Genomic DNA, 17,588 nt, shown 5'->3' with positions numbered 1-17,588 from the left:
CCCCTCAAGCGAGCCGAGCACCGCGATGCGCCACCACCAACCACGGCAGTCCTCACGATCTCCAGACCGAACACCACCTAAGTCACCGGCATTGGGCCTAGAGGAAGCGGCCCCGGTGGAAGAGCAGGGGCGGGGTGTTCTGGGCCGGGGTGCCCAGGGCGGTCACCCGGCCCACCACGATCAGATGGTCGCCGCCCGGATGCACCGCGTGGATCGTGCAGTCGATCCACGCGGCGGCGCCGGTCAGCCGGGGGGAGCCGGTGACCGGTGCCGCGTCATGGGGGACGTCCGTGAACTTGTCCGCGCCGCTCACCGCGAAGGCGCGGCACAGGCCGGCCTGGTCCGCGGCGAGGACGTTGACGCAGAAGACGCCCGCGCGGGCGATGCGCGGCCAGGTCGTCGACGTACGGGCCACCATGAACGCGACCAGCGGGGGATCGAGGGAGAGGGAGGAGAAGGACTGACAGGCGAAGCCGGCCGGGGACGTCTCGCCCTCGGCGGCCGGTGCCGTGATCACCGTCACGCCGGTCGCGAAGTGCCCGAGCACCCGGCGGAACTCCGTCCGGTCCACCGGCGCCCGCTCGTCCTCGCGGACGCACCGCAGATCGGGGCGCGGCAGCGGCTCGACGGGGCCGGGGGAGCCCGGCACGGACCTGAGGTAACGGACGGCGACGGCCGCCATCCCTGCGTGTCCCATCACCCGTCCATTGAAGCTGACGCACCGTCAGATAGGAAGCCCTGTGGCCGTTCGGACGGTGTGGGGGTCAGCGGCCTTTGAACTCGGCGTCTCGGCGCTCGCCGAAGGCCCTCAGGCCCTCCTGGGCGTCCTGCGTGGTCATGTTGATCTCCTGGGCCGTCGCCTCGGCGGTGAACGCGGTGGCCCGGTCGGCGTCGAGGGAGGCGTTGACGAGGTGCTTGGTGAGCGCGAGCGCCCGCGTCGGCCCGGCGGCCAGCCGCTCCGCCCACAGACCCGCCGTCTTCGCCAACTCCCCGTCCGGCACGACCCGGTTGACGAGCCCCAGCCGCTCCGCGTCCGCCGCGCACAGGGCGTCGCCGAAGAACATCAGCTCCTTGGCGCGCTGCGGGCCCACCAGCCGGGGCAGGAGATAGGCGCCGCCGCCGTCCGGCACCAGACCGCGGCGCACGAACACCTCTATGAAACGGGCCGATTCGGCGGCCAGGACCAGATCGCAGGCGAGCGCGAGATGCGCGCCGAGGCCGGCCGCCGTGCCGTTCACCGCGGCCAGCACCGGCTTCTCGCAGTCCAGCACGGCCGCGATCAGCCGCTGCGCCCCGAGCCGCAGCATGCGCGCCACATCACCGGCGACCCGCTCGCCCCCCGCCGCACCGCCCCGCAGGTCCGCCCCCGCGCAGAAGCCGCGCCCGGTCCCGGTGAGCACCACGGCCCGTACGTCCGGGTTGGCGGACGCCTGCGCCAGCAGCGCGATGACGCGCTCACGCAGCTCGGGGGTGAGGGCGTTCAGCGCCTCGGGCCGGTCGAGCGTGATGCGCGAGACGCGGTCGCGCACCTCATGCCGTAACCCCATGCCCGCGCCCGTCCCCATGCCCGCGCCCGTCCCCGTGCCCGCGCCCGTCCTCGCGCCTGTCCCCATGCCCGCGCCTGTCCCCGTGCCTGTCCCCGTCCCCGTGCCCGCGCCCGTCCTCGCGCCTGTCCCCATGCCCGCGCCCGTGCCCGCGCCTGTCCCCGTGCCCGCGTCCGTTCCCGTCATCGCGCCACCGGACGCGCCCGCCTGCGCCTCGCCGGTCACCGGCACACCGCCAGCGCGTCCAGGGCCACCGCGCCCTGTCCCTGCGGCAGCACCATCAGCGGGTTGATGTCCAGCTCGGCCAGTTCGCCGCCGAGTTCCAGGGCCATGCGCTGCACCCGCAGGACGACTTCGACGAGCGCGTCGACATCGGCCGGCGGGCGCCCCCGCACCCCGTCGAGCAGGGCCCGCCCGCGCAGGTCGCCGAGCATGTCCCGGGCCTGCTCCTCGCCGAACGGCGGCACCCGTACGGCCGTGTCCCGCAACACCTCCACCAGCACCCCGCCGAGCCCCACGGTCACCGTCGGCCCGAACAGGTCGTCGTGGGTGACGCCGACGACCATCTCCACGCCCCGCTCGACCATCTGGCACACCAGGACGCCGTCCAGCGAGACATCCTCGTACCGCGCGGTGTCGGTCAACTCGCGGTAGGCGTCCCGCACCTGGCTCGCCGAGGTCAGCCCGATCCGCACCAGGCCCAGCTCGGTCTTGTGGGCGATCCGCGTCCCGGACGCCTTCATCACCACCGGATAGCCGACCTGCGCGGCCGCCCGCACGGCGCCCGCCGCACTGCTCACCAGCTGCTCGCGCGGCACCCGGATGCCGTAGGCGCGCAGCAGCTGCTTCGCCGCGTGCTCGCTGAGTTGCTGCCCCGGCCGCAGCAGCGCCCGCGCCTTGCGGAAGGAGGGCGAGGGGGAGCGCGGCGCCTCGTCGAAGGGGGAGCGGTAGGCGTGCACGAAGCGGTGGTGGTCGAGGTAGGCGCGGACCGCGGTGAGGCAGTTGCCGACCGTGCGGAAGGTGGCCACCCGGGAGGAGCCGAGCAGGACCTCGCGGTAGGCGGGCTCGGTGCCCACCGGCGACCCCCACACCACGCACACCAGCTTGTCCGTGGTCTCCGCCGCGTCCACCAGGTCCCGTACGAGCCGGTCGCTCAGCGGCGGGAACGGCCCGGTGATCGGGCAGATGAGCACCCCCACCTCGGGGTCGGCGAGGATCGCGTCGATGATCTTCCGGCCGCGCTCGTCGCCGACGGGATGACCGCCGTTGTCGACGGGGTTGGCCACGCTCAGGTACTCCGGTATCCACTGGTGCAGTTCCGCCTGCCGGCCGGCGGACAGCTCCGGCAGCCGGAGTCCCGCCCCGGCCGCCAGGTCGGCGACGTGCGCGCCGGTGCCGCCGGAGATCGAGTAGACGACGACACCGTCGGCGCGCGGGGGCCGGGCCCGGGCCAACAGGGCTGCGGTGTCCTGGAGTTCGTCGAGGCCGTCGACCCGGATCACCCCGTACTGCCGCATGGCCGCGTCGACCACGTCGTCCGCTCCGGTCAGCTTGCCGGTGTGCGAGGCGGCGGTGCGGGCCCCCGCCTGCGTGCGGCCCACCTTGACCGCGACCACCGGCACCCGGCGCCGGGCGGCCCGGTCCGCGGCCAGCAGGAACGAGCGGCCGTCCTTCAGGCCCTCCATGTAGCAGGCGATGGCGCCGACCTCGGGGCGGCCGGCGAAGTAGGAGATGAAGTCGGCGGTCTCCAGGTCGGCCTCGTTGCCGGTGGGCGCCCAGTGGGAGAGCCGGACGCCCAGTTCCTGGAGGGCGAAGACCGGGCGCCCCTGGTGCCCGGACTGGGTGATGAGCGCGATCGCGGGCCCCTGGAGGTCGTCCCGGAACCGTTCGAAGGCGTTGAGGTTGGTGTTCGGACCGAGCAGCCGCAGCCCGGAATCCCGTACGGCGGCGGCGAGTTCGGCCTGAGCCACGGCGCCCGCCGCGCCGGTCTCCGCGAACCCGGAGGCGAAGGCGACCGCGAACCGCGCCTTGGCGTCCGCGAGTTCCGCGATCAGCGGCAGGGGGTCGGCGACCAGCAGCACCGCGAGGTCGACGGGTTCGGGCAGGTCCGCGACACGGGCGGCGCAGGGGACGCCGAAGACGGCAGGCCGGGTCGGATGCACCGGGTGCACCCGCGCGCCGACCCGTTCCGCCCAGGTCAACAGCTGCCGGGTGATGCCGGTGTTGGGCCGGCCCTCGGTGTCCGAGGCGCCGACCACGGCGACGGACCGGGGCCGGAAGAAACGGTCCAGGTCCGGTACGTCCGCGGTCAGCGGCCGACCGCTGACGTCGAGGTCGTCCACGTCGGCCGTCCGGCCGTGGACGGCGGCCCCGGGGCGCTGCTCGCCGCAGGCGATGATCCGGGCCCGGCGGGAGTCGGTGGTGAGGGTGCCGTGGGTCGATCCAAGCATCGTTCCGCCCGCTCCTGTGTGACAGCACAATTAACTGACGCTGTGTCAGATTACTGAACTGACGCAGCGTCAGGAACGCCTGTGCAGGCAAAGTCCTCCGGCCAAACCGACACGGCTGCCGCCGGCTTGGCACTCACTGTGCTGACCGTGCTGCGCTGTCCGCGCGTCGGGCGCCGGGTGCCGGGCGCGTCGGCTGGCCGCGCCTGCCGAGTCACGCCCGCTGCGCTGCACGTCTCAGGCTGACCGTGCTTGCCGTGCCGTGTGTCGCAGGCTCTTCGTTCCGCTGCCTCAATGGGCCCGTGGCAAGCGTGTTGCGATCTTCTTCGCTATCTTCTCGGCGTCGCGTGCCATTTCGCGGAGCATGCCGCTGATGGGGTTGGTGAAGCCGGTGAAGTACAGGCCGGGGGCGTTCTTCGGGGTGTGACCGCCGTGCACGACCGGCCTGCCGCGGGCGTCGAGCACGTCGAGGTGGCCGACCAGGCCCTCCAGGGCGCGCGCGTACCCGGTCGCGGCGATCACGGCGTCGGGCGACAGCCGGCCGCCGTCGGCGAGGGCCACCTTCCCGTCCTCGAAGCCCTCGACGGCGGCCACGACCTCCACCCGGCCCGACCGCACGGCGTCGACGAGGCCCACGTCCTGCACCGGGATCGCCCCCACGGTGACCCTGCTGTACAGCCCGGTCTCCGGTCGCGGCAGCCCGTACGCGGACAGGTCGGGCACGCTCATCCTGGCCACCGGCCGGGCGAGCCGGTCGACGAGCGCGACGGGCAGGCGCCGTACCAGTACGGCCGAGTACTGGGCGGGCCACCCCGCGGTGGACCGTCGCATGATGTGCGGGGCGGTGCGCACGGACAGCCGCACCCGGGAGGCACCCCCCTCCACCAGGTCCACGGCGATCTCCGCGCCCGTGTTGCCCACGCCGACGACGAGCACGTCACGCCCGGCATACGGCCCGGCGTTGCGGTACTCGCCGGCGTGCAGGAACGTGCCGGGGTACGCGTCGCGCCCCGGCCAGTCGGGCACGTACGGGGTGTGGTTGTACCCGGTGGCGACGACCACCGCGCTGCCGGTCAGCTCCCGGCCGCCGGAGGCGCGCAGCAGCCAGCCCGTGCCGTCGGCAGGCCGCTCGATGCGGTGCACCTCGACACCGGTGACGATCTCCAGTGCGTGGAACTCGGCGTACTTCTCCAGGTACCGCACCATGTCGTCGCGTGCCACCCAGCGTCCGAACCGGCGCGGGATCGGCAGTCCGGGCAGCGCCGACAGGCGGCGGGTGGTGTGCAGTCGGAGCCGGTCGTAGTGGTGCCGCCAGGACGCCCCGACCCGGTCGGCCTTCTCCAGGACGACGGCCCGTACACCCCGGGCCCGCAGCGCGTGCGCGGCGGCCAGGCCGCCGGGTCCGGCGCCGATCACGTAGACGGGGCGGTCGGCGGGTGTCGTGGGGTGCTGCGCGGAGGCGCGGGAGACGGCCATGAGCGCGAGCGTAATCACGCCCCTCGTTGATGGGTCTCGGTCAAGACCGGAATTGGTTGCGGATTGATCACGGGTGTGGGGGAGTGGGCGGGGCCTGTGACGTGACGCACTCGAATATGGGCGAATCCCGGCCCTCGCGCGAGCGGTTACGCCCCGGTCGCGGCCAAGTCCATTGGCGGGGCAGGCCGGTTGCGGTGCCGGCCTTGCGTGAGTGTCGGGTGTCCGCTGAACTAGCTGAACTGACATACCGTCAGATTGGAAGCGGCGGGCGGGGAGGGTCCATGGACACGATCTGGCTCAGCGGTGCCGAGTGGCTGGCGGTGCTGCGCGTCGGGCTCGGGCTGTGGTGGCTGGAGAGCTGGCGGCACAAGGACCGCAAGGCATGGCTGCGGCGCGGCACCGGCATCACGTGGGCCGCGGACATCGCGGCGAAACACCGCTGGGCGCTGGTCCGCTCCGGCTTCGACACCGTGGTGAAACCCCGGCCGAGGACGATGGCGTACGTCGTCCTGTACGCGGAACTCGCCCTCGGCGTCGGCCTGGTGCTGGGCTTTCTGACCCCGCTCGCGCTGGCCTGCGGTGCCCTGCTGAACCTCGTCTACTTCGTCCTCATGGTCCACGACTGGGCCGAGCAGGGGCAGAACTCGATGATGGCGCTCATCTCGGTCGTCGGGCTGTTCGGCATGGCGTGGCAGACGTGGTCCCTCGACGCCGCGCTGGGGTGGTTCTGATGTCTGCGGAGGGCTTCGACCGGCCGGAGACCGACGCCTTCACCCGGCCGTACTGGGACGCGGCGGCCGACGGCCGGCTCCTGCTGCGCCGCTGCCGGGACTGCGGCCGGGCGCACCACTACCCGCGGGAGTTCTGCCCGCACTGCTGGAGCGAGGACGTCGACTGGGAGCGGGCGAGCGGTCGGGCGACGCTCTACACCTGGTCCGTGGTGCACCGCAACGACCTGCCGCCCTTCCACGAGCGCACGCCGTACGTGGCCGCCGTCGTGGACCTCGCGGAGGGGCCGCGGATGATGACGGAGGTGGTGGACTGCGACGCGGCTGCCCTCCGGGCGGGCGCGGGTCTGACGGTGACGTTCCGCGTGGGTGTGCCGGTGTTCCGCCCCACGTAGCCCCTCCGGGGGCTGCGGTGTGGTGTCGTCGGTTCTGTGCTGCGCCGTTGTGGCTGGTCGCTCCCCCAAGTTCTCGGCTTCGCTCGAACAGGGGGGACCCCCATCGCGGCGGAGCCGCATATCGATACAGCCCCGCGCCCCTTTGGGGCGCGCTGGCGGGGCGGGTTTCAATTGGTGTCATGGCAGCGACGCACGAACAGCACTCAGGCCCCGTCCGTACCCCCGACCCGCTTCCCGTTCCTCCCGACCCGGAGCCGTACGGTCACGGTCTGCGGCTGCGGCTGTGGGACGCGGAGTCGGAGGCCGACGTGGTGGCCTGGCACCGCGGCCGGTCCGATCCCGACTTCCGGCGCTGGAACACCCCGCTGCGCATCGCCGCCGACCTCGACGGCGCACGCGCATCGCTGCGCGCGCAGCTGCAGAGCGCGGCCGACGGTTCCTGCGTGCCCTTCCTCGTCATGGACGCGGCCACGGGCGCGGCGCTCGGCCATGTCGCCGTCAACGCGATCGACCATGCCCTGCGCCTGGCCCGGGTCGGCTACTGGGTGCTGCCCGAGGCGCGCGGGCGGCGGGTCGCCACCCGGGCGCTCGCCGTCGCATCCCGCTGGGCGTTCACGGAACTGGGGATGCACCGACTGGAACTCGGCCATGCGCTCGGTCACGACGCGTCGTGCCGGATCGCGGAGAAGTGCGGTTTCCCGTACGAGGGGACGCTGCGGGACGCGATGTTCGCGGCGGAACGGCACGACGCGTTCCGGGACGTGCACCTGCACGCCCGGCTCGCCACGGACGCGGAGCCCGACCTCGCCCCGTCCGGAACCGGAACCGAGACCGGGACCGGAACCGGGACGGGGGCGGTGCCGCGGACGCCGGGCGCGTCGGCATCATGAGGCATGCCCCGTGACCGCATCTGGTACCTGACCGAAGACCTCGACGACTTCCTCGCCCGGGGCGGGGACTTCCTGCGCTCCCGCCCGACCCTGCACACGGTGTCCCTGACGGTGGCCGACACCCTGCGCACCCGCGGACCGCACGTCTACGGCGCGCGGAACCCGCTGTACGGCGTGCTCGGCGACGAGACCGGCGGGGTGCGGGCGGCCCTGCTGCACACGCCCCCGCATCCGGTGAACCTGACACCGCTCGCCCCCGGGGAGGCGGAGGAGCTGACGGCCCACCTGCGCGGACGCGGCTACGCCGGGGCGGTCACCGCGACGGTGAGCCGGGCGGCGCGGCAGGCGGGCGCCCAGGAGGTTCTGCTGTTCACGGACCTCGCCAACCCGACGAGCAACGGCCTGTACCAGAGGATCGGATACCGGCCCGTCGCCGACTTCGCGGTGTACGGGTTCGCCGCGGGCGAGTAGCCGGGGCCTACGGCCACAGCAGTTCCCGTGCCCAGCGCCCTTCCCGGTGCGTGTACGCGAGGCGTACGTGGCGGCGGTCCGCGTTCCCCTGGAAGAACTCGACCTCCGCCGGGCGGAGCCGGTACAGCGTCCAGGTCGGTGCCGGCGCTGTCGGATCCTCCCGGGCCCGCCGCCAGGCGGCCTCCGACGCGCGCCGCAGCTCCTCCGGCGAGGCCAGCACCTCGCTCTGGCGGCCGGTGAGCGCCGCGGCCAGCGCCCCCGTGGAACGGGCGTGCAGGTCCGCCTGGCCCTGTTCCGGCGGGGCCGGTGCGACCGGCCCGCGCACCCGGACCTGACGGCCCAGCACCGGCCAGTAGAAGGCGAGGGCCGCGTACGGCCGTTCGGCCAGCTGGCGGCCCTTGCGGCTGGTGGTGTGCGTGGCGAACGACCAGCCCGCCGCGTCCGCGCCGTGCAGCATCACGATCCGCACGTCCGGCCTGCCGTCCGGGTCCGCCGTCGCCAGCGACATGGTGTGCGGCTCGGGCTGACCGGCCGCGACCGCCTCCGCGAACCACGTGGTGAACAGGGGCAGGGGGGTGTCGGGGGCGGCGGCCGGGTCGAAGGGCGGCAGCTGCGTGACCGCCGGGTCCCACACCCGCAGCGACCGCAGCAGCTCGTGGAGATCGGTTCCCATGGGCCCGAGTATGGCCCGGTCGTCGTTCCGGCCGCCCGCACGGCCGCGCGAGCAGGGCACCGTACGACACGTCGTGCGGGGACGTGGCAGCGTAGGGCGCCATGGTTCAAGTCCAGCTACGGCGGCGACGTCGCACCGCATCCCGTTCTCCCCGTTTCTTCCCGCGCCGGGGCGGCTCTTCCGCGCGTCGTTCGATGAGGGCGCGCTGCGCGGGGCTCGCCGTCGCCGTCCTGCTCGGCGCCGGCCTCACCGCGTGTGCCGACGGGTTCGGGGCGGGCGAGGACTCCTGGATATCCGCCCCGGAGGTCTTCTATCTGCGGCCCTACGGCGACGGGTCAGGGCCCAAGAACAAGGTGTCCTTCCATCTGCGGGCGGAGGACGGCGCGGTGCCCGACCGCACCGGACCGGCGGACCACCGGCTGACCATGGACCTGGAGGGGGCCCGGGGCGCGGTGCGGTTGTGGGTGAAGACCGGGCACGGCTGCGACGGCACCGACACCCGGGTCGTGTGCCAGGTCGGCGGGTTGTACGACAGCTGGGTCGAGTCCGACCGGGTGTATCCGGTGGCCACGAAGAAGGGCAGGCCCGGCGACTCGGCGCGGATCCGCTTCTCGTTCACCACGAAGGCCGGGAAGAAGGTGACCGCCCGCACCCGGGTCGTGGTCGGCGAACCGGTGCTGAAGCTGCGCTCGGTGCGCGCGGGCGCCGCGGTGCGGCCCGGCGCGCAGATCGGTACGTCGGTCGTGGTGCGCAACACCGGCGAGGTGCCGGTGCGCGGGCTCGGACTCAAACTGCACGCCGGGGAGTCGGAGTTCCGGCAGCGCTACGCCAACTGCCGCTATCCGGAGCAGATGCACGGGCGTGAGGCCGTCTGCGCGTTCCCCGACCTGCGGATCGCGCCCGGCGAGACGGTGGCGGTCAGGCCCGAGGTGCCGCTGCGCGCCGGCAAGGTACGGATCTTCAGCGAGGTGAGCCAAGAGGTCTGGCCGCTGGACGTGGGCCCGGCCAAATACAGCGCCGTTCCGGACAACGGCGATCGCGGCGACGGGCCCGCGCTGACCGCGAAGACGCTGCCGGACAGCGGGGGCGGCACATTCGTCCAGGGGATCGTCCGCACGCCCGTCACTCTGGACCTGCACGCCGACTTCCGGGTGACCGCGAACACCCTGCGGGTCGGCAAGGGCCGTGAGGTGCACTTGAAGGTCGCCGACGAGGGGCCCGGAAACCCGGGCGGCTCCGGGCAGTTGAGGTTCACCCCGCCGCCCGGCGCCGTGGTGCGCGAGCAGCCCATGGAGGAGATCGACGACGACGTGTACGAGCCCGCCTGCGACCTCGACGGCGGCACCTACGTCTGTCAGGTCTACGAGGTCGACCCCGGGGCCGAGCGCACCTTCGACTTCACCCTGGACGTGCCGGAGCCGGGCAGCGGCAGGGTCGAGTTCACGATGGCCTCCCTGGAGACCGGCGGCCGCGATCCCGATCTCAGCGACAACTCCGCCGAGGTGATCGTCCTGCCGTGACCGGCGCGGCGCCGAGGGCAGGGCTCAGCGGCCCAGCACCACCGTCCCCGACGAGCAGAACCACCCGCCGGTCCCGGACGCCAGCCCGAGCCGGGGCAGCCGGCCGGCCGGGGAGCGCACCTGCCGCTCCCCGGCCTCGCCGCGCAGCTGCCGTACCGCCTCCACCAGCAGGAACAGCCCGCGCATGCCGGGATGCTGGGCCGAAAGACCGCCGCCGTCCGTGTTCACCGGCAGCTGCCCGCCCCGCACCAGCAGCCGCCCCTCCTCCACGAACGCCCCGCCCTCACCCTTCCCGCAGAACCCCAGGTCCTCCAGCGTCACCAGCGTCATATAGGTGAACGCGTCGTAGATCTCCGCGAAGTCGATCTCCTCCGGGCGCACACCGGCCCGTTCGAAGGCGAGGCGCCCGCTGACCGCCGCCGGCGACACCGTGAAGTCCGGCCACTCGGACAGGGCGGCGTGCGAGACGTGCTCGCCGGTGCCGAGCACCCAGACGGGGGCGGTACGGCAGTCCCGCGCCACCTCCTCGGACACAAGGAGCACGGCCGCGCCCCCGTCGGAGCGGATGCAGCAGTGCAGCCGGGTGAACGGGTCGGCGATCATCGGTCCTGACAGGACGTCGTCGACCGTGATCGGGTCGCGGAACATCGCCTGCGGGTTCAGCGCCGCGTTGGCTCGCGCCTGCACCGCGACCTGGGCCAACTGCTCGATGGTCGTGCCGTGTTCGATCATGTGGCGGCGGGCGGCCATCGCGTACTTGGCGATCAGGGTGTGGCCGTAGGGCACCTCGAACTGGAGCGGGCCGCCGCGGCCGAAGGACAGGGTGCCCGTGCGCCGCCCCGCCCTGACGTCCGCGCGGGCCGTCGAGCCGTAGACCAGCAGCACGGCCCGCGAGTGGCCCGCCGCTATCGCGTCGGCCGCGTGCGCCGCCATGACCTCCCAGGTCGAGCCGCCGACCGAGGTGGAGTCGACCCAGGTGGGCCGCAGGCCCAGATACTCCGCGACCTCCGCCGGCGCCAGCGTGCCCAGCCCGGTCGAGGCGAAGCCGTCCACGACGCTGCGGTCGAGACCGGCGTCCGTCAGGGCGCGGCGTGCGGCCTGCGCATGCAGGGCGTAAGGGGTCGCGTCGTCCAGCCGCCCGCAGTCCGAGAGCGCCGCCCCGACCACCGCCACCCGCGTCCCGCCGCCCGATGACCTGCCGTCCGATGCCATGGCTCTGCCCTCCGGGGCTTATGACGTTCCGTCAACTAAGGGCGGTCCGCGGCAGGTGTCGAGACCCTGGGCATCCGCCTCCGCGCCGCCTAATATGACGGCTCGTCAGATCCGGAGGGAAGAGCCATGGACGCACGCCTCACCGCCGAACAGGACGAGATGCGGCGCACCCTGCGCGCCCTGCTCCGCGACCGCTGCGGCCCACACGACCTGCGTGCCGCCGTCGACACCCCCGCGGGACACGACCCCGCCCTGTGGCGCGCCCTCGCCGACCGGCTCGGCCTGCCCGGGCTCGCCCTCCCCGAGGCGTACGGCGGCGTCGGCTGCACCGCCACGGAACTCGCCCTCGCCTCGGAGGAGACGGGCCGGGCCCTCGCCCCCTCGCCGCTCCTCGCCACCACCGTGCTCGTCGCGCCGCTCGTCCTCGCCCTCGGCACCGACGCCCAGCGCGCCCGGCTGCTGCCCCGCCTTGCCTCCGGCGAGCTGACCGCCGCCCTCGCCGTACCCGGCACCGCGCTCGCCACCGCGCTCGCCCTGACCGGCGACAACCGAGGCGACTGGGCGGGCGGGGGCCGCGCGGGCGGGGTGCAGGCCCGGCGGGCGGACGGCGGATGGCGGCTGTACGGGGAGGTCAGGCAGGTGCTGGACGGGCACAGCGCCGGGCTGCTGCTGGTCGCCGCCCACACCGGGGGGTTCGCCCGCTCGCGGACCCGGCTCTTCCTGGTCGCGGGCGACGCGGCCGGGCTGACCCGCGGGCGGCAGACGGCGCTCGACGCCACCCGGCCGCAGGGGTGGCTGCAACTGCGGGACACCGCGGCCGAACCGCTCGGCGAGGGCGGCGCGGACGAGGGGGAGGGGGACGGGGGGCAGGTGCTCGACGCGCTCGGCTCGGCCGGGGACTCGGCCGCCGCCGTGCTGGCCGCCGAGGCCGTCGGGGCCGCCGACCGGGCGCTGGAGCGGACGGTAGACCACGTTCGGCAACGCGAGCAGTTCGGGCGGCCGATCGGCTCCTTCCAGGCCGTGAAACACCGGCTGGCCGACGTGTACGTACAGGTCCAGGCGGCCCGCTCGGCGGCCTACTACGCGGCCTGGGCGACCGTCCACGGCGAGCGGGCGGGTGGGCTCGCGCTCGCGCAGGCGCTGGAGGCGCTGCGGATCGCCGCGGGCGAGGCGATCCAGTTGCACGGCGGGATCGGGTTCACGTGGGAACACGAGGCGCATCTGTACTTCAAGCGGGCGGCGGGTGACGAACTGCTCCTCGGCCCGGTGCATCGGCTGCGCGGGCGGGCGGCGGAGGGCTCCGCCTGGTTCAGCGGGGCCATGGTGAACGGGGTTCGACTGTAGCGGTGTGCTGTACGCGGCGTGCGGCGTGCGGCGTCGTTCGTCTGCGGCGCCGTTGTGGCTGAGCGCGCCCGCGCGGCGGAGCCGCATATCGATACAGCCCCGCGCCCCTTTCGGGGCGTTGTCGGAAGTGTGGGCTGTGATGTTCCGTGGGCTCCGCGGCTCTTCGTCTGCGGCTGCGTTGTGGTTGAGCGCGCAGTTCCCCGCGCCCCTGGGGGCGTTGCCGGAAGCGTGGGCTGTGATGTTCCGTGGGCTCCGCGGCTCTTCGTCTGCGGCTGCGTCGTGGCTGGTCGCGCAGTTCCCCGCGCCCCTTTGGGGCGTCCATCGTCTGCTGCGTCGTTGTGGCTGGTCGCGCCCGCGCGGCGGAGCCGCATATCGATACAGCCCCGCGCCCCTTTCGGGGCGTTGTCGGGGGCGTGGGCTGGGATGTTCCGTGGGTCCCGCGACCCTTTTGGGCGTGGCACGGTGGGCGGGGTTCGGGTGTGTGAACCGCCGCCCGTGAGACAGGACTTGGCGTGCCGGGAGAAAGGGACTCTAGGAAAGGTCGGCTACTTCGTTGGTTTTCTGCCGGTCACTCCCAGGTGGACCAGCAGGGCGAGGTTCGGTTTGAGTTCGGCCTGCTTCACGCCCCAGGACTGGAAGCCCTTCTGGTGCGAGGCCACCGCGGCGAGCATCGCGACCAGCGAACCCGCGACGGCCGCGGGATTGACGTCCTTGTCGACCCGGCCCTTCGCCTGGAGTTCGGCGATGGACTCGGAGAGCGAGTTGTTCACCGAGTTCAGGATCTTCATGCGGATCTTGTAGAACCGTTTGTCCCCCTCGGCGGCGCCGAGGTCCACGACCCGCAGGATCGCGTCGTTCTTGCGCCAGAAATCCAGGAACCCGTCCACGAGTTCCTGCGCGGTCTGCCAGCCGGCCTTGCCGGTCCAGGTCCGCCCCGCCAGCAGTTCGGTCAAACCGGCACCCTCGGCGGCCATTTGCTCGGCGATCTCCAGGACGGCGCCTTCGACGTCCGGGAAGTACTGGTAAAAGGTCGCGGGCGAAGTCCCTGCCTTCCGGGCGACATCGATGACCTTGACGTCCCGGTAGGGGGAGGAGCTGAGCATCTCGCTGAGGCAGTCGAGCAGCTTCTGCCGGGTCGCCTGCCCACGCCGGCCGGCCACACGGCCGTCGACGGTACGCACTTGTCCTGTCATGCCGTCAGCTTACCGAGGGGTGATGGGAGCGCGATTCGGCCGACTGCAAATGGGGTGCATGGGGGTATGGAGGGAGGTGTGCCTGGTCTGCGGGGTGCGCGCGGTCCGGTTACTTTGGCGGCATGGCCGAAAACAGGGCATCGGTGTACGGAGAGGGCGTCCCGTGCTGGGTGGACGCACAGCTTCCCGACGTGGCGGCGGGCCGGCGGTTCTACGGTGAGCTGTTCGGATGGACCTTCGACGAGGAGGTGCCCGCGTCCGCGCCCGCCGTGTGGGCGCGCAAGGACGGCTCGCCTGTGGCCGGGCTCACATACAAGACGGACGGCCGGATGCCCACCGTGTGGACGGTGTACTTCGCGACGCCCGACGCCCGGGCGCTGTGCGGGCGCATCAGCGCGGCCGGCGGGCAGATCGTCACGCCCCCGGTGACCGTGGACGGTCTCGGCACGGCCGCCCTCGCCGCCGACCCGGAAGGCGCCGTCTTCGGCCTGTGGCAGGCCGGCGGCCACCCCGGGTTCGGGCGCCGGCACGAGGTGGGCACCTTCGGCTGGGCCGAGCTGTACTCCCGGGACACCGAGTCCGCCAACGCCTTCTACGGTGGTCTCTTCCACGACGCCCTGTTCGGCGCCGACGCCGAGCCGGACTTCGGCCGCGCCCCCGTCTCGGACGTCTTCCCGGCCGAGATGCCGCCCCACTTCCTCGTCCATTTCCTGGTCGCCGACTGCGAGCGGGCGCTGGGCGCGGTACAACGGCTGGGCGGGCGGGTGCAGGCGCCGGTCTTCGACGCGTCGTACGGACGTGTGGCCGTCGTCACGGACAATCAGGGGGCGTCCTTCGCGCTGCTGCAGCGCTGATGCGTCAGCACTGCCGCAGCACTGCCGCGGCGCTGACATATCGGTGGAATGTCTTACTTGTCGTGAGACACCCCTAATGTCGTCGGGTTCGCAACCTGTGCCCGTGGCAGGAAGAATCGGGGTGCGTGCCGCCTCGGCGGTGCGGTGGTGAGACGCTGCACTGGGTCGCGTACATATGGAGGTGGCGCGGCTCGTACGGGGAGGTGGCAGGCAAGTGGTGGATCAGCTGACGCAGCACGACCCACGGCGGATCGGGCCGTTCGAGGTGCTGGGGCGGCTGGGTGCCGGCGGCATGGGGCTGGTCTACCTCGCGCGCTCGGCGTCCGGGCGCCGCGTGGCGATCAAGACGGTCCGCACGGAACTCGCCGAGGACCAGCTCTTCCGGGTCCGTTTCACCCGAGAGGTGGAGGCGGCGCGCGCGGTCTCCGGCTTCTACACCGCCGCGGTCGTCGACGCCGACCCACGGGCCGCGGTGCCGTGGCTGGCCACGGCGTACGTCCCCGCGCCGTCCCTCGAAGAGATAGTGAACGAGTGCGGGCCGCTGCCGGCCCAGGCGGTGCGCTGGCTCGCCGCGGGCGTCGCCGAGGCGCTGCAGTCCATCCACGGCGCCGGGCTCGTCCACCGCGACCTCAAGCCCTCCAACGTGCTCGTCGTCGAGGACGGCCCCCGCGTCATCGACTTCGGCATCGCCTCCGGGGTTTCGAACACCCGTCTGACCATGACGAACGTCGCCGTCGGCACGCCCGCCTACATGTCTCCGGAGCAGGCCAAGGACTCCCGCAGCGTCACGGGCGCCAGCGATGTCTTCTCCCTCGGTTCGATGCTCGTCTTCGCCGCCACCGGACACCCGCCCTTCCACGGCGCCAACCCCGTCGAGACCGTCTTCATGCTGCTGCGCGAGGGTCCCGACCTGGAGGGACTGCCCGACGAACTGCGCCCGCTGATCGAGTCCTGCATGCAGATGGAGGCCACCGGCCGCCCCAACCCGGCCGACCTCCAGGCCCAGCTCGCCCCGCACCTGTTCGGCTCGGGCTCCGACGACAGCGGCACCGCCTCGGCCTGGCTGCCCGAGAAGGCCGTCGCCCTCATCGAGTCCCGGCGCGGCGGGCGCCCCGCGGTCCAGCCCCCGCCCGTCGGCCCGCGCAGCGGCGGCCGGCCCGTCGTGCCCGCGGTGCCGCCCCCGCCCCCGCACGACCCGGTGATCCCCGCGCCCCCCGTCCCGGTCCCGGTCGGCGCCCCCGACGCCGGGCCGGTCCGGCTGGCCGGCGCCCAGGTGCCCATCGGGCCCGGCCCGCGCGTCGCCGACGCCCGCGCCGCCGCGGTCAAGGCGCCGCCGCCGGAGGCCGGACTGGTCGCCAACTGGTCCCGGCCCCGCCCCGGGGTCAACGGCGCCGACCCCGCCGTACCGGCGGCCCCGCCCGCGCCCCCGGAGACCGCGGCGGGCTGGCGCCCCTGGCGTTTCCGCATGTCCAACGACGTCTGGGGCACCCCGTCCGTCGCCGACGACCTCGTCTACGTCACCTCCTTCGAGGTGCACGCGCTCGACGTGGCCACCGGCCGGCGCCGCTTCAAGACGCGGGACGTGGCCTGGTCGATGGCGGTCGCGGACGGCCGTATCCACGCCTCCGACGGCCCCACCCTGTTCGCCCTGGACGCCCGCGAGGGCACCGACCTGTGGCGGCTGTCCACGGACGCCTGGGTGTACTCCCTGAAGGCCGACCGTGGCACCGTCGTCACCGGCACCCGCGGCGGCGGCGCCCAGGGCTGGGAGGCGGCCGGCGGGCAGAAGCTGTGGGAGATCGCCGGCTGCCAGACCGACTTCGAGTCCCCCGAGTCCGGGCCCGCCGTCCACGACGGCACCGTGTTCGTCTGGCAGGACGCCCGGCTGCGCGCCCTGGAGGCACGCACCGGCGAGGAGCGCTGGGCCTACCCGATCGGTGACGCCGCCTCCTGCGGCATGGTGCCGGTGCGGCTGACCCACGCCCCCGACGGCTGTGTGTACGTCTGCGCGGGCTCCCGCGTCCTCGCCATCGACGTGGCGAGCGGCATGGTGCGCTGGCACTTCGAGGCCCCTGCGGTCTTCCTGTGCCCGCCGGCCTTCGTGCCCGGGCCCGCCGTCGCCGGCGGCGGCATCTATCTGGCCGACTACCTGGGCACGGTCTACGCCCTCGACGCCGCCGACGGCCGCGACCGCTGGCGCATCGCCACGGAGGCGCGGGCCTCGATCGAGCCGGTGCTGGTGGCCGCGGGCCACGTCCACGTCGGCAGCGGCAAGGGCCTGTACACCCTGGACGCCGTCACCGGCACACCCAAGTGGCGCTTCCAGGCGGGCGGCGACATCGTCGGCTCGCCGGCGGTCGCCGAGGGGCGGATCCACTTCGGCTCCACCGACCATCTGCTGTACACGCTCAAGGCCGACGACGGCCGGCTGCGGTGGAAGCTGGCCACCGGCGGGGAGATCACCGGGTCGCCGGTGGTGACGGACGGGGTGGTGTACGCGTGCAGCAAGGATCGGTGCGTGTATGCGTTGGACGCGGAGAAAGGCACGGGCACCTCGCGGTGAGCGTTCGCCGGGGGTAGGGGGTTGTTTCTCTGCGGGTGCGGGTGTGGTTGGAGCGGGGTGCGTTGGTCGTCTGCGGGTGCGTTGTGGCTTGTCGCGCTCGCGCGGCGGAGCCGCATATTTGATACAGCCCCGCGCCCCTTTCGGGGCGCCTCAGCGTCGGGCCCGCTGGGTCGATTCGGGTGGGTTGTGGTTGGAGCGGGGTGCGTTGTTCGTCTGCGGGTGCGTTGTGGCTTGTCGCGCAGTTCCCCGCGCCCCTTTGGGGCGCGTCCCGCGTTGGG

Annotated in this window: 15 protein-coding genes; 8 read left to right on the top strand and 7 right to left on the bottom strand. The window is 73.5% G+C overall.

What is annotated here, in order from left to right; genetic code table 11:
- Positions 1-97: 97 nt before the first annotated feature.
- From ACIRFL_RS28580 to ACIRFL_RS28565, 4 genes are all read right to left on the bottom strand, one after another.
- Complete coding sequence (locus tag ACIRFL_RS28580; RefSeq protein ID WP_404033961.1) at positions 98-697, bottom strand: flavin reductase family protein; 600 nt, start codon at positions 695-697, stop codon at positions 98-100.
- 67 nt (positions 698-764) lie between these two features.
- Positions 765-1,547, bottom strand: a complete 783-nt coding sequence (locus ACIRFL_RS28575; RefSeq protein WP_404033959.1) for an enoyl-CoA hydratase/isomerase family protein — start codon at positions 1,545-1,547, stop codon at positions 765-767.
- A gap of 218 nt (positions 1,548-1,765) precedes the next feature.
- A complete protein-coding gene (locus tag ACIRFL_RS28570; protein WP_404033958.1) occupies positions 1,766-3,994 on the bottom strand; it encodes an acetate--CoA ligase family protein in 2,229 nt (742 codons plus the stop codon).
- A gap of 288 nt (positions 3,995-4,282) precedes the next feature.
- Positions 4,283-5,467 (bottom strand): flavin-containing monooxygenase, encoded by a 1,185-nt coding sequence (locus tag ACIRFL_RS28565; protein ID WP_404033957.1) that lies wholly within the window; start codon positions 5,465-5,467, stop codon positions 4,283-4,285.
- Positions 5,468-5,748: 281 nt separating this feature from the next.
- On the opposite strand from ACIRFL_RS28565, the gene ACIRFL_RS28560 reads away from it, so the two are divergent.
- From ACIRFL_RS28560 to ACIRFL_RS28545, 4 genes are all read left to right on the top strand, one after another.
- Positions 5,749-6,198 carry a DoxX family protein gene (locus ACIRFL_RS28560; protein WP_404033955.1) on the top strand — a complete coding sequence of 150 codons (450 nt, stop codon included), beginning with the start codon at positions 5,749-5,751 and terminating at the stop codon, positions 6,196-6,198.
- Positions 6,198-6,590 (top strand): Zn-ribbon domain-containing OB-fold protein, encoded by a 393-nt coding sequence (locus tag ACIRFL_RS28555; protein WP_404033953.1) that lies wholly within the window; start codon positions 6,198-6,200, stop codon positions 6,588-6,590. The genes ACIRFL_RS28560 and ACIRFL_RS28555 overlap by 1 nt, the downstream gene beginning before the upstream one ends.
- 179 nt (positions 6,591-6,769) lie before the next feature.
- Positions 6,770-7,480: a GNAT family N-acetyltransferase gene (locus ACIRFL_RS28550; protein WP_404033951.1), complete on the top strand. Its 711-nt coding sequence runs from the start codon at positions 6,770-6,772 to the stop codon at positions 7,478-7,480.
- 3 nt (positions 7,481-7,483) lie between these two features.
- Entirely contained in the window at positions 7,484-7,951 is a 468-nt protein-coding gene (locus ACIRFL_RS28545; protein WP_404033949.1) for a GNAT family N-acetyltransferase, read from the top strand.
- A 7-nt stretch (positions 7,952-7,958) separates the two neighbouring features.
- Here ACIRFL_RS28545 and ACIRFL_RS28540 read toward each other — a convergent pair whose 3' ends face one another.
- Positions 7,959-8,624 carry a pyridoxal 5'-phosphate synthase gene (locus ACIRFL_RS28540; RefSeq protein WP_404033947.1) on the bottom strand — a complete coding sequence of 222 codons (666 nt, stop codon included), beginning with the start codon at positions 8,622-8,624 and terminating at the stop codon, positions 7,959-7,961.
- A 194-nt stretch (positions 8,625-8,818) separates the two neighbouring features.
- On the opposite strand from ACIRFL_RS28540, the gene ACIRFL_RS28535 reads away from it, so the two are divergent.
- Positions 8,819-10,144 (top strand): hypothetical protein, encoded by a 1,326-nt coding sequence (locus tag ACIRFL_RS28535; RefSeq protein WP_404033945.1) that lies wholly within the window; start codon positions 8,819-8,821, stop codon positions 10,142-10,144.
- A 24-nt stretch (positions 10,145-10,168) separates the two neighbouring features.
- Here ACIRFL_RS28535 and ACIRFL_RS28530 read toward each other — a convergent pair whose 3' ends face one another.
- Positions 10,169-11,356 (bottom strand): thiolase C-terminal domain-containing protein, encoded by a 1,188-nt coding sequence (locus ACIRFL_RS28530; RefSeq protein ID WP_404033943.1) that lies wholly within the window; start codon positions 11,354-11,356, stop codon positions 10,169-10,171.
- 126 nt (positions 11,357-11,482) lie between these two features.
- Here ACIRFL_RS28530 and ACIRFL_RS28525 point away from each other — a divergent pair, with 126 nt between their 5' ends.
- Positions 11,483-12,700 carry an acyl-CoA dehydrogenase family protein gene (locus ACIRFL_RS28525; RefSeq protein ID WP_404033941.1) on the top strand — a complete coding sequence of 406 codons (1,218 nt, stop codon included), beginning with the start codon at positions 11,483-11,485 and terminating at the stop codon, positions 12,698-12,700.
- A 545-nt stretch (positions 12,701-13,245) separates the two neighbouring features.
- On the opposite strand, the gene ACIRFL_RS28520 is transcribed toward ACIRFL_RS28525, so the two are convergent.
- On the bottom strand, positions 13,246-13,893 hold the full coding sequence (locus ACIRFL_RS28520) for a TetR family transcriptional regulator (protein ID WP_404033939.1): 648 nt from the start codon (positions 13,891-13,893) through the stop codon (positions 13,246-13,248).
- Positions 13,894-14,015: 122 nt separating this feature from the next.
- Here ACIRFL_RS28520 and ACIRFL_RS28515 point away from each other — a divergent pair, with 122 nt between their 5' ends.
- Both ACIRFL_RS28515 and ACIRFL_RS28510 read left to right on the top strand, forming a co-directional pair.
- Complete coding sequence (locus ACIRFL_RS28515; RefSeq protein WP_404033937.1) at positions 14,016-14,747, top strand: VOC family protein; 732 nt, start codon at positions 14,016-14,018, stop codon at positions 14,745-14,747.
- 214 nt (positions 14,748-14,961) lie between these two features.
- Positions 14,962-17,310: a PQQ-binding-like beta-propeller repeat protein gene (locus ACIRFL_RS28510; RefSeq protein ID WP_404033935.1), complete on the top strand. Its 2,349-nt coding sequence runs from the start codon at positions 14,962-14,964 to the stop codon at positions 17,308-17,310.
- Positions 17,311-17,588 lie beyond the last annotated feature (278 nt).

Source organism: Streptomyces sp. NPDC102462 (genome assembly GCF_044765425.1).
Taxonomy (GTDB): Bacteria; Actinomycetota; Actinomycetes; order Streptomycetales; family Streptomycetaceae; genus Streptomyces.
This window is presented reverse-complemented; position numbering and strand designations above follow the sequence as displayed.

Bases quoted from the DNA above. Each gene is read 5' to 3' on its own strand.
- ACIRFL_RS28580 (WP_404033961.1), bottom strand. From the start codon at position 697: ATGGGACACGCAGGGATGGCGGCCGTCGCCGTCCGTTACCTCAGGTCC.
- ACIRFL_RS28575 (WP_404033959.1), bottom strand. From the start codon at position 1,547: ATGGGGTTACGGCATGAGGTGCGCGACCGCGTCTCGCGCATCACGCTC.
- ACIRFL_RS28570 (WP_404033958.1), bottom strand. From the start codon at position 3,994: ATGCTTGGATCGACCCACGGCACCCTCACCACCGACTCCCGCCGGGCC.
- ACIRFL_RS28565 (WP_404033957.1), bottom strand. From the start codon at position 5,467: ATGGCCGTCTCCCGCGCCTCCGCGCAGCACCCCACGACACCCGCCGAC.
- ACIRFL_RS28560 (WP_404033955.1), top strand. From the start codon at position 5,749: ATGGACACGATCTGGCTCAGCGGTGCCGAGTGGCTGGCGGTGCTGCGC.
- ACIRFL_RS28555 (WP_404033953.1), top strand. From the start codon at position 6,198: ATGTCTGCGGAGGGCTTCGACCGGCCGGAGACCGACGCCTTCACCCGG.
- ACIRFL_RS28550 (WP_404033951.1), top strand. From the start codon at position 6,770: ATGGCAGCGACGCACGAACAGCACTCAGGCCCCGTCCGTACCCCCGAC.
- ACIRFL_RS28545 (WP_404033949.1), top strand. From the start codon at position 7,484: ATGCCCCGTGACCGCATCTGGTACCTGACCGAAGACCTCGACGACTTC.
- ACIRFL_RS28540 (WP_404033947.1), bottom strand. From the start codon at position 8,624: ATGGGAACCGATCTCCACGAGCTGCTGCGGTCGCTGCGGGTGTGGGAC.
- ACIRFL_RS28535 (WP_404033945.1), top strand. From the start codon at position 8,819: ATGAGGGCGCGCTGCGCGGGGCTCGCCGTCGCCGTCCTGCTCGGCGCC.
- ACIRFL_RS28530 (WP_404033943.1), bottom strand. From the start codon at position 11,356: ATGGCATCGGACGGCAGGTCATCGGGCGGCGGGACGCGGGTGGCGGTG.
- ACIRFL_RS28525 (WP_404033941.1), top strand. From the start codon at position 11,483: ATGGACGCACGCCTCACCGCCGAACAGGACGAGATGCGGCGCACCCTG.
- ACIRFL_RS28520 (WP_404033939.1), bottom strand. From the start codon at position 13,893: ATGACAGGACAAGTGCGTACCGTCGACGGCCGTGTGGCCGGCCGGCGT.
- ACIRFL_RS28515 (WP_404033937.1), top strand. From the start codon at position 14,016: ATGGCCGAAAACAGGGCATCGGTGTACGGAGAGGGCGTCCCGTGCTGG.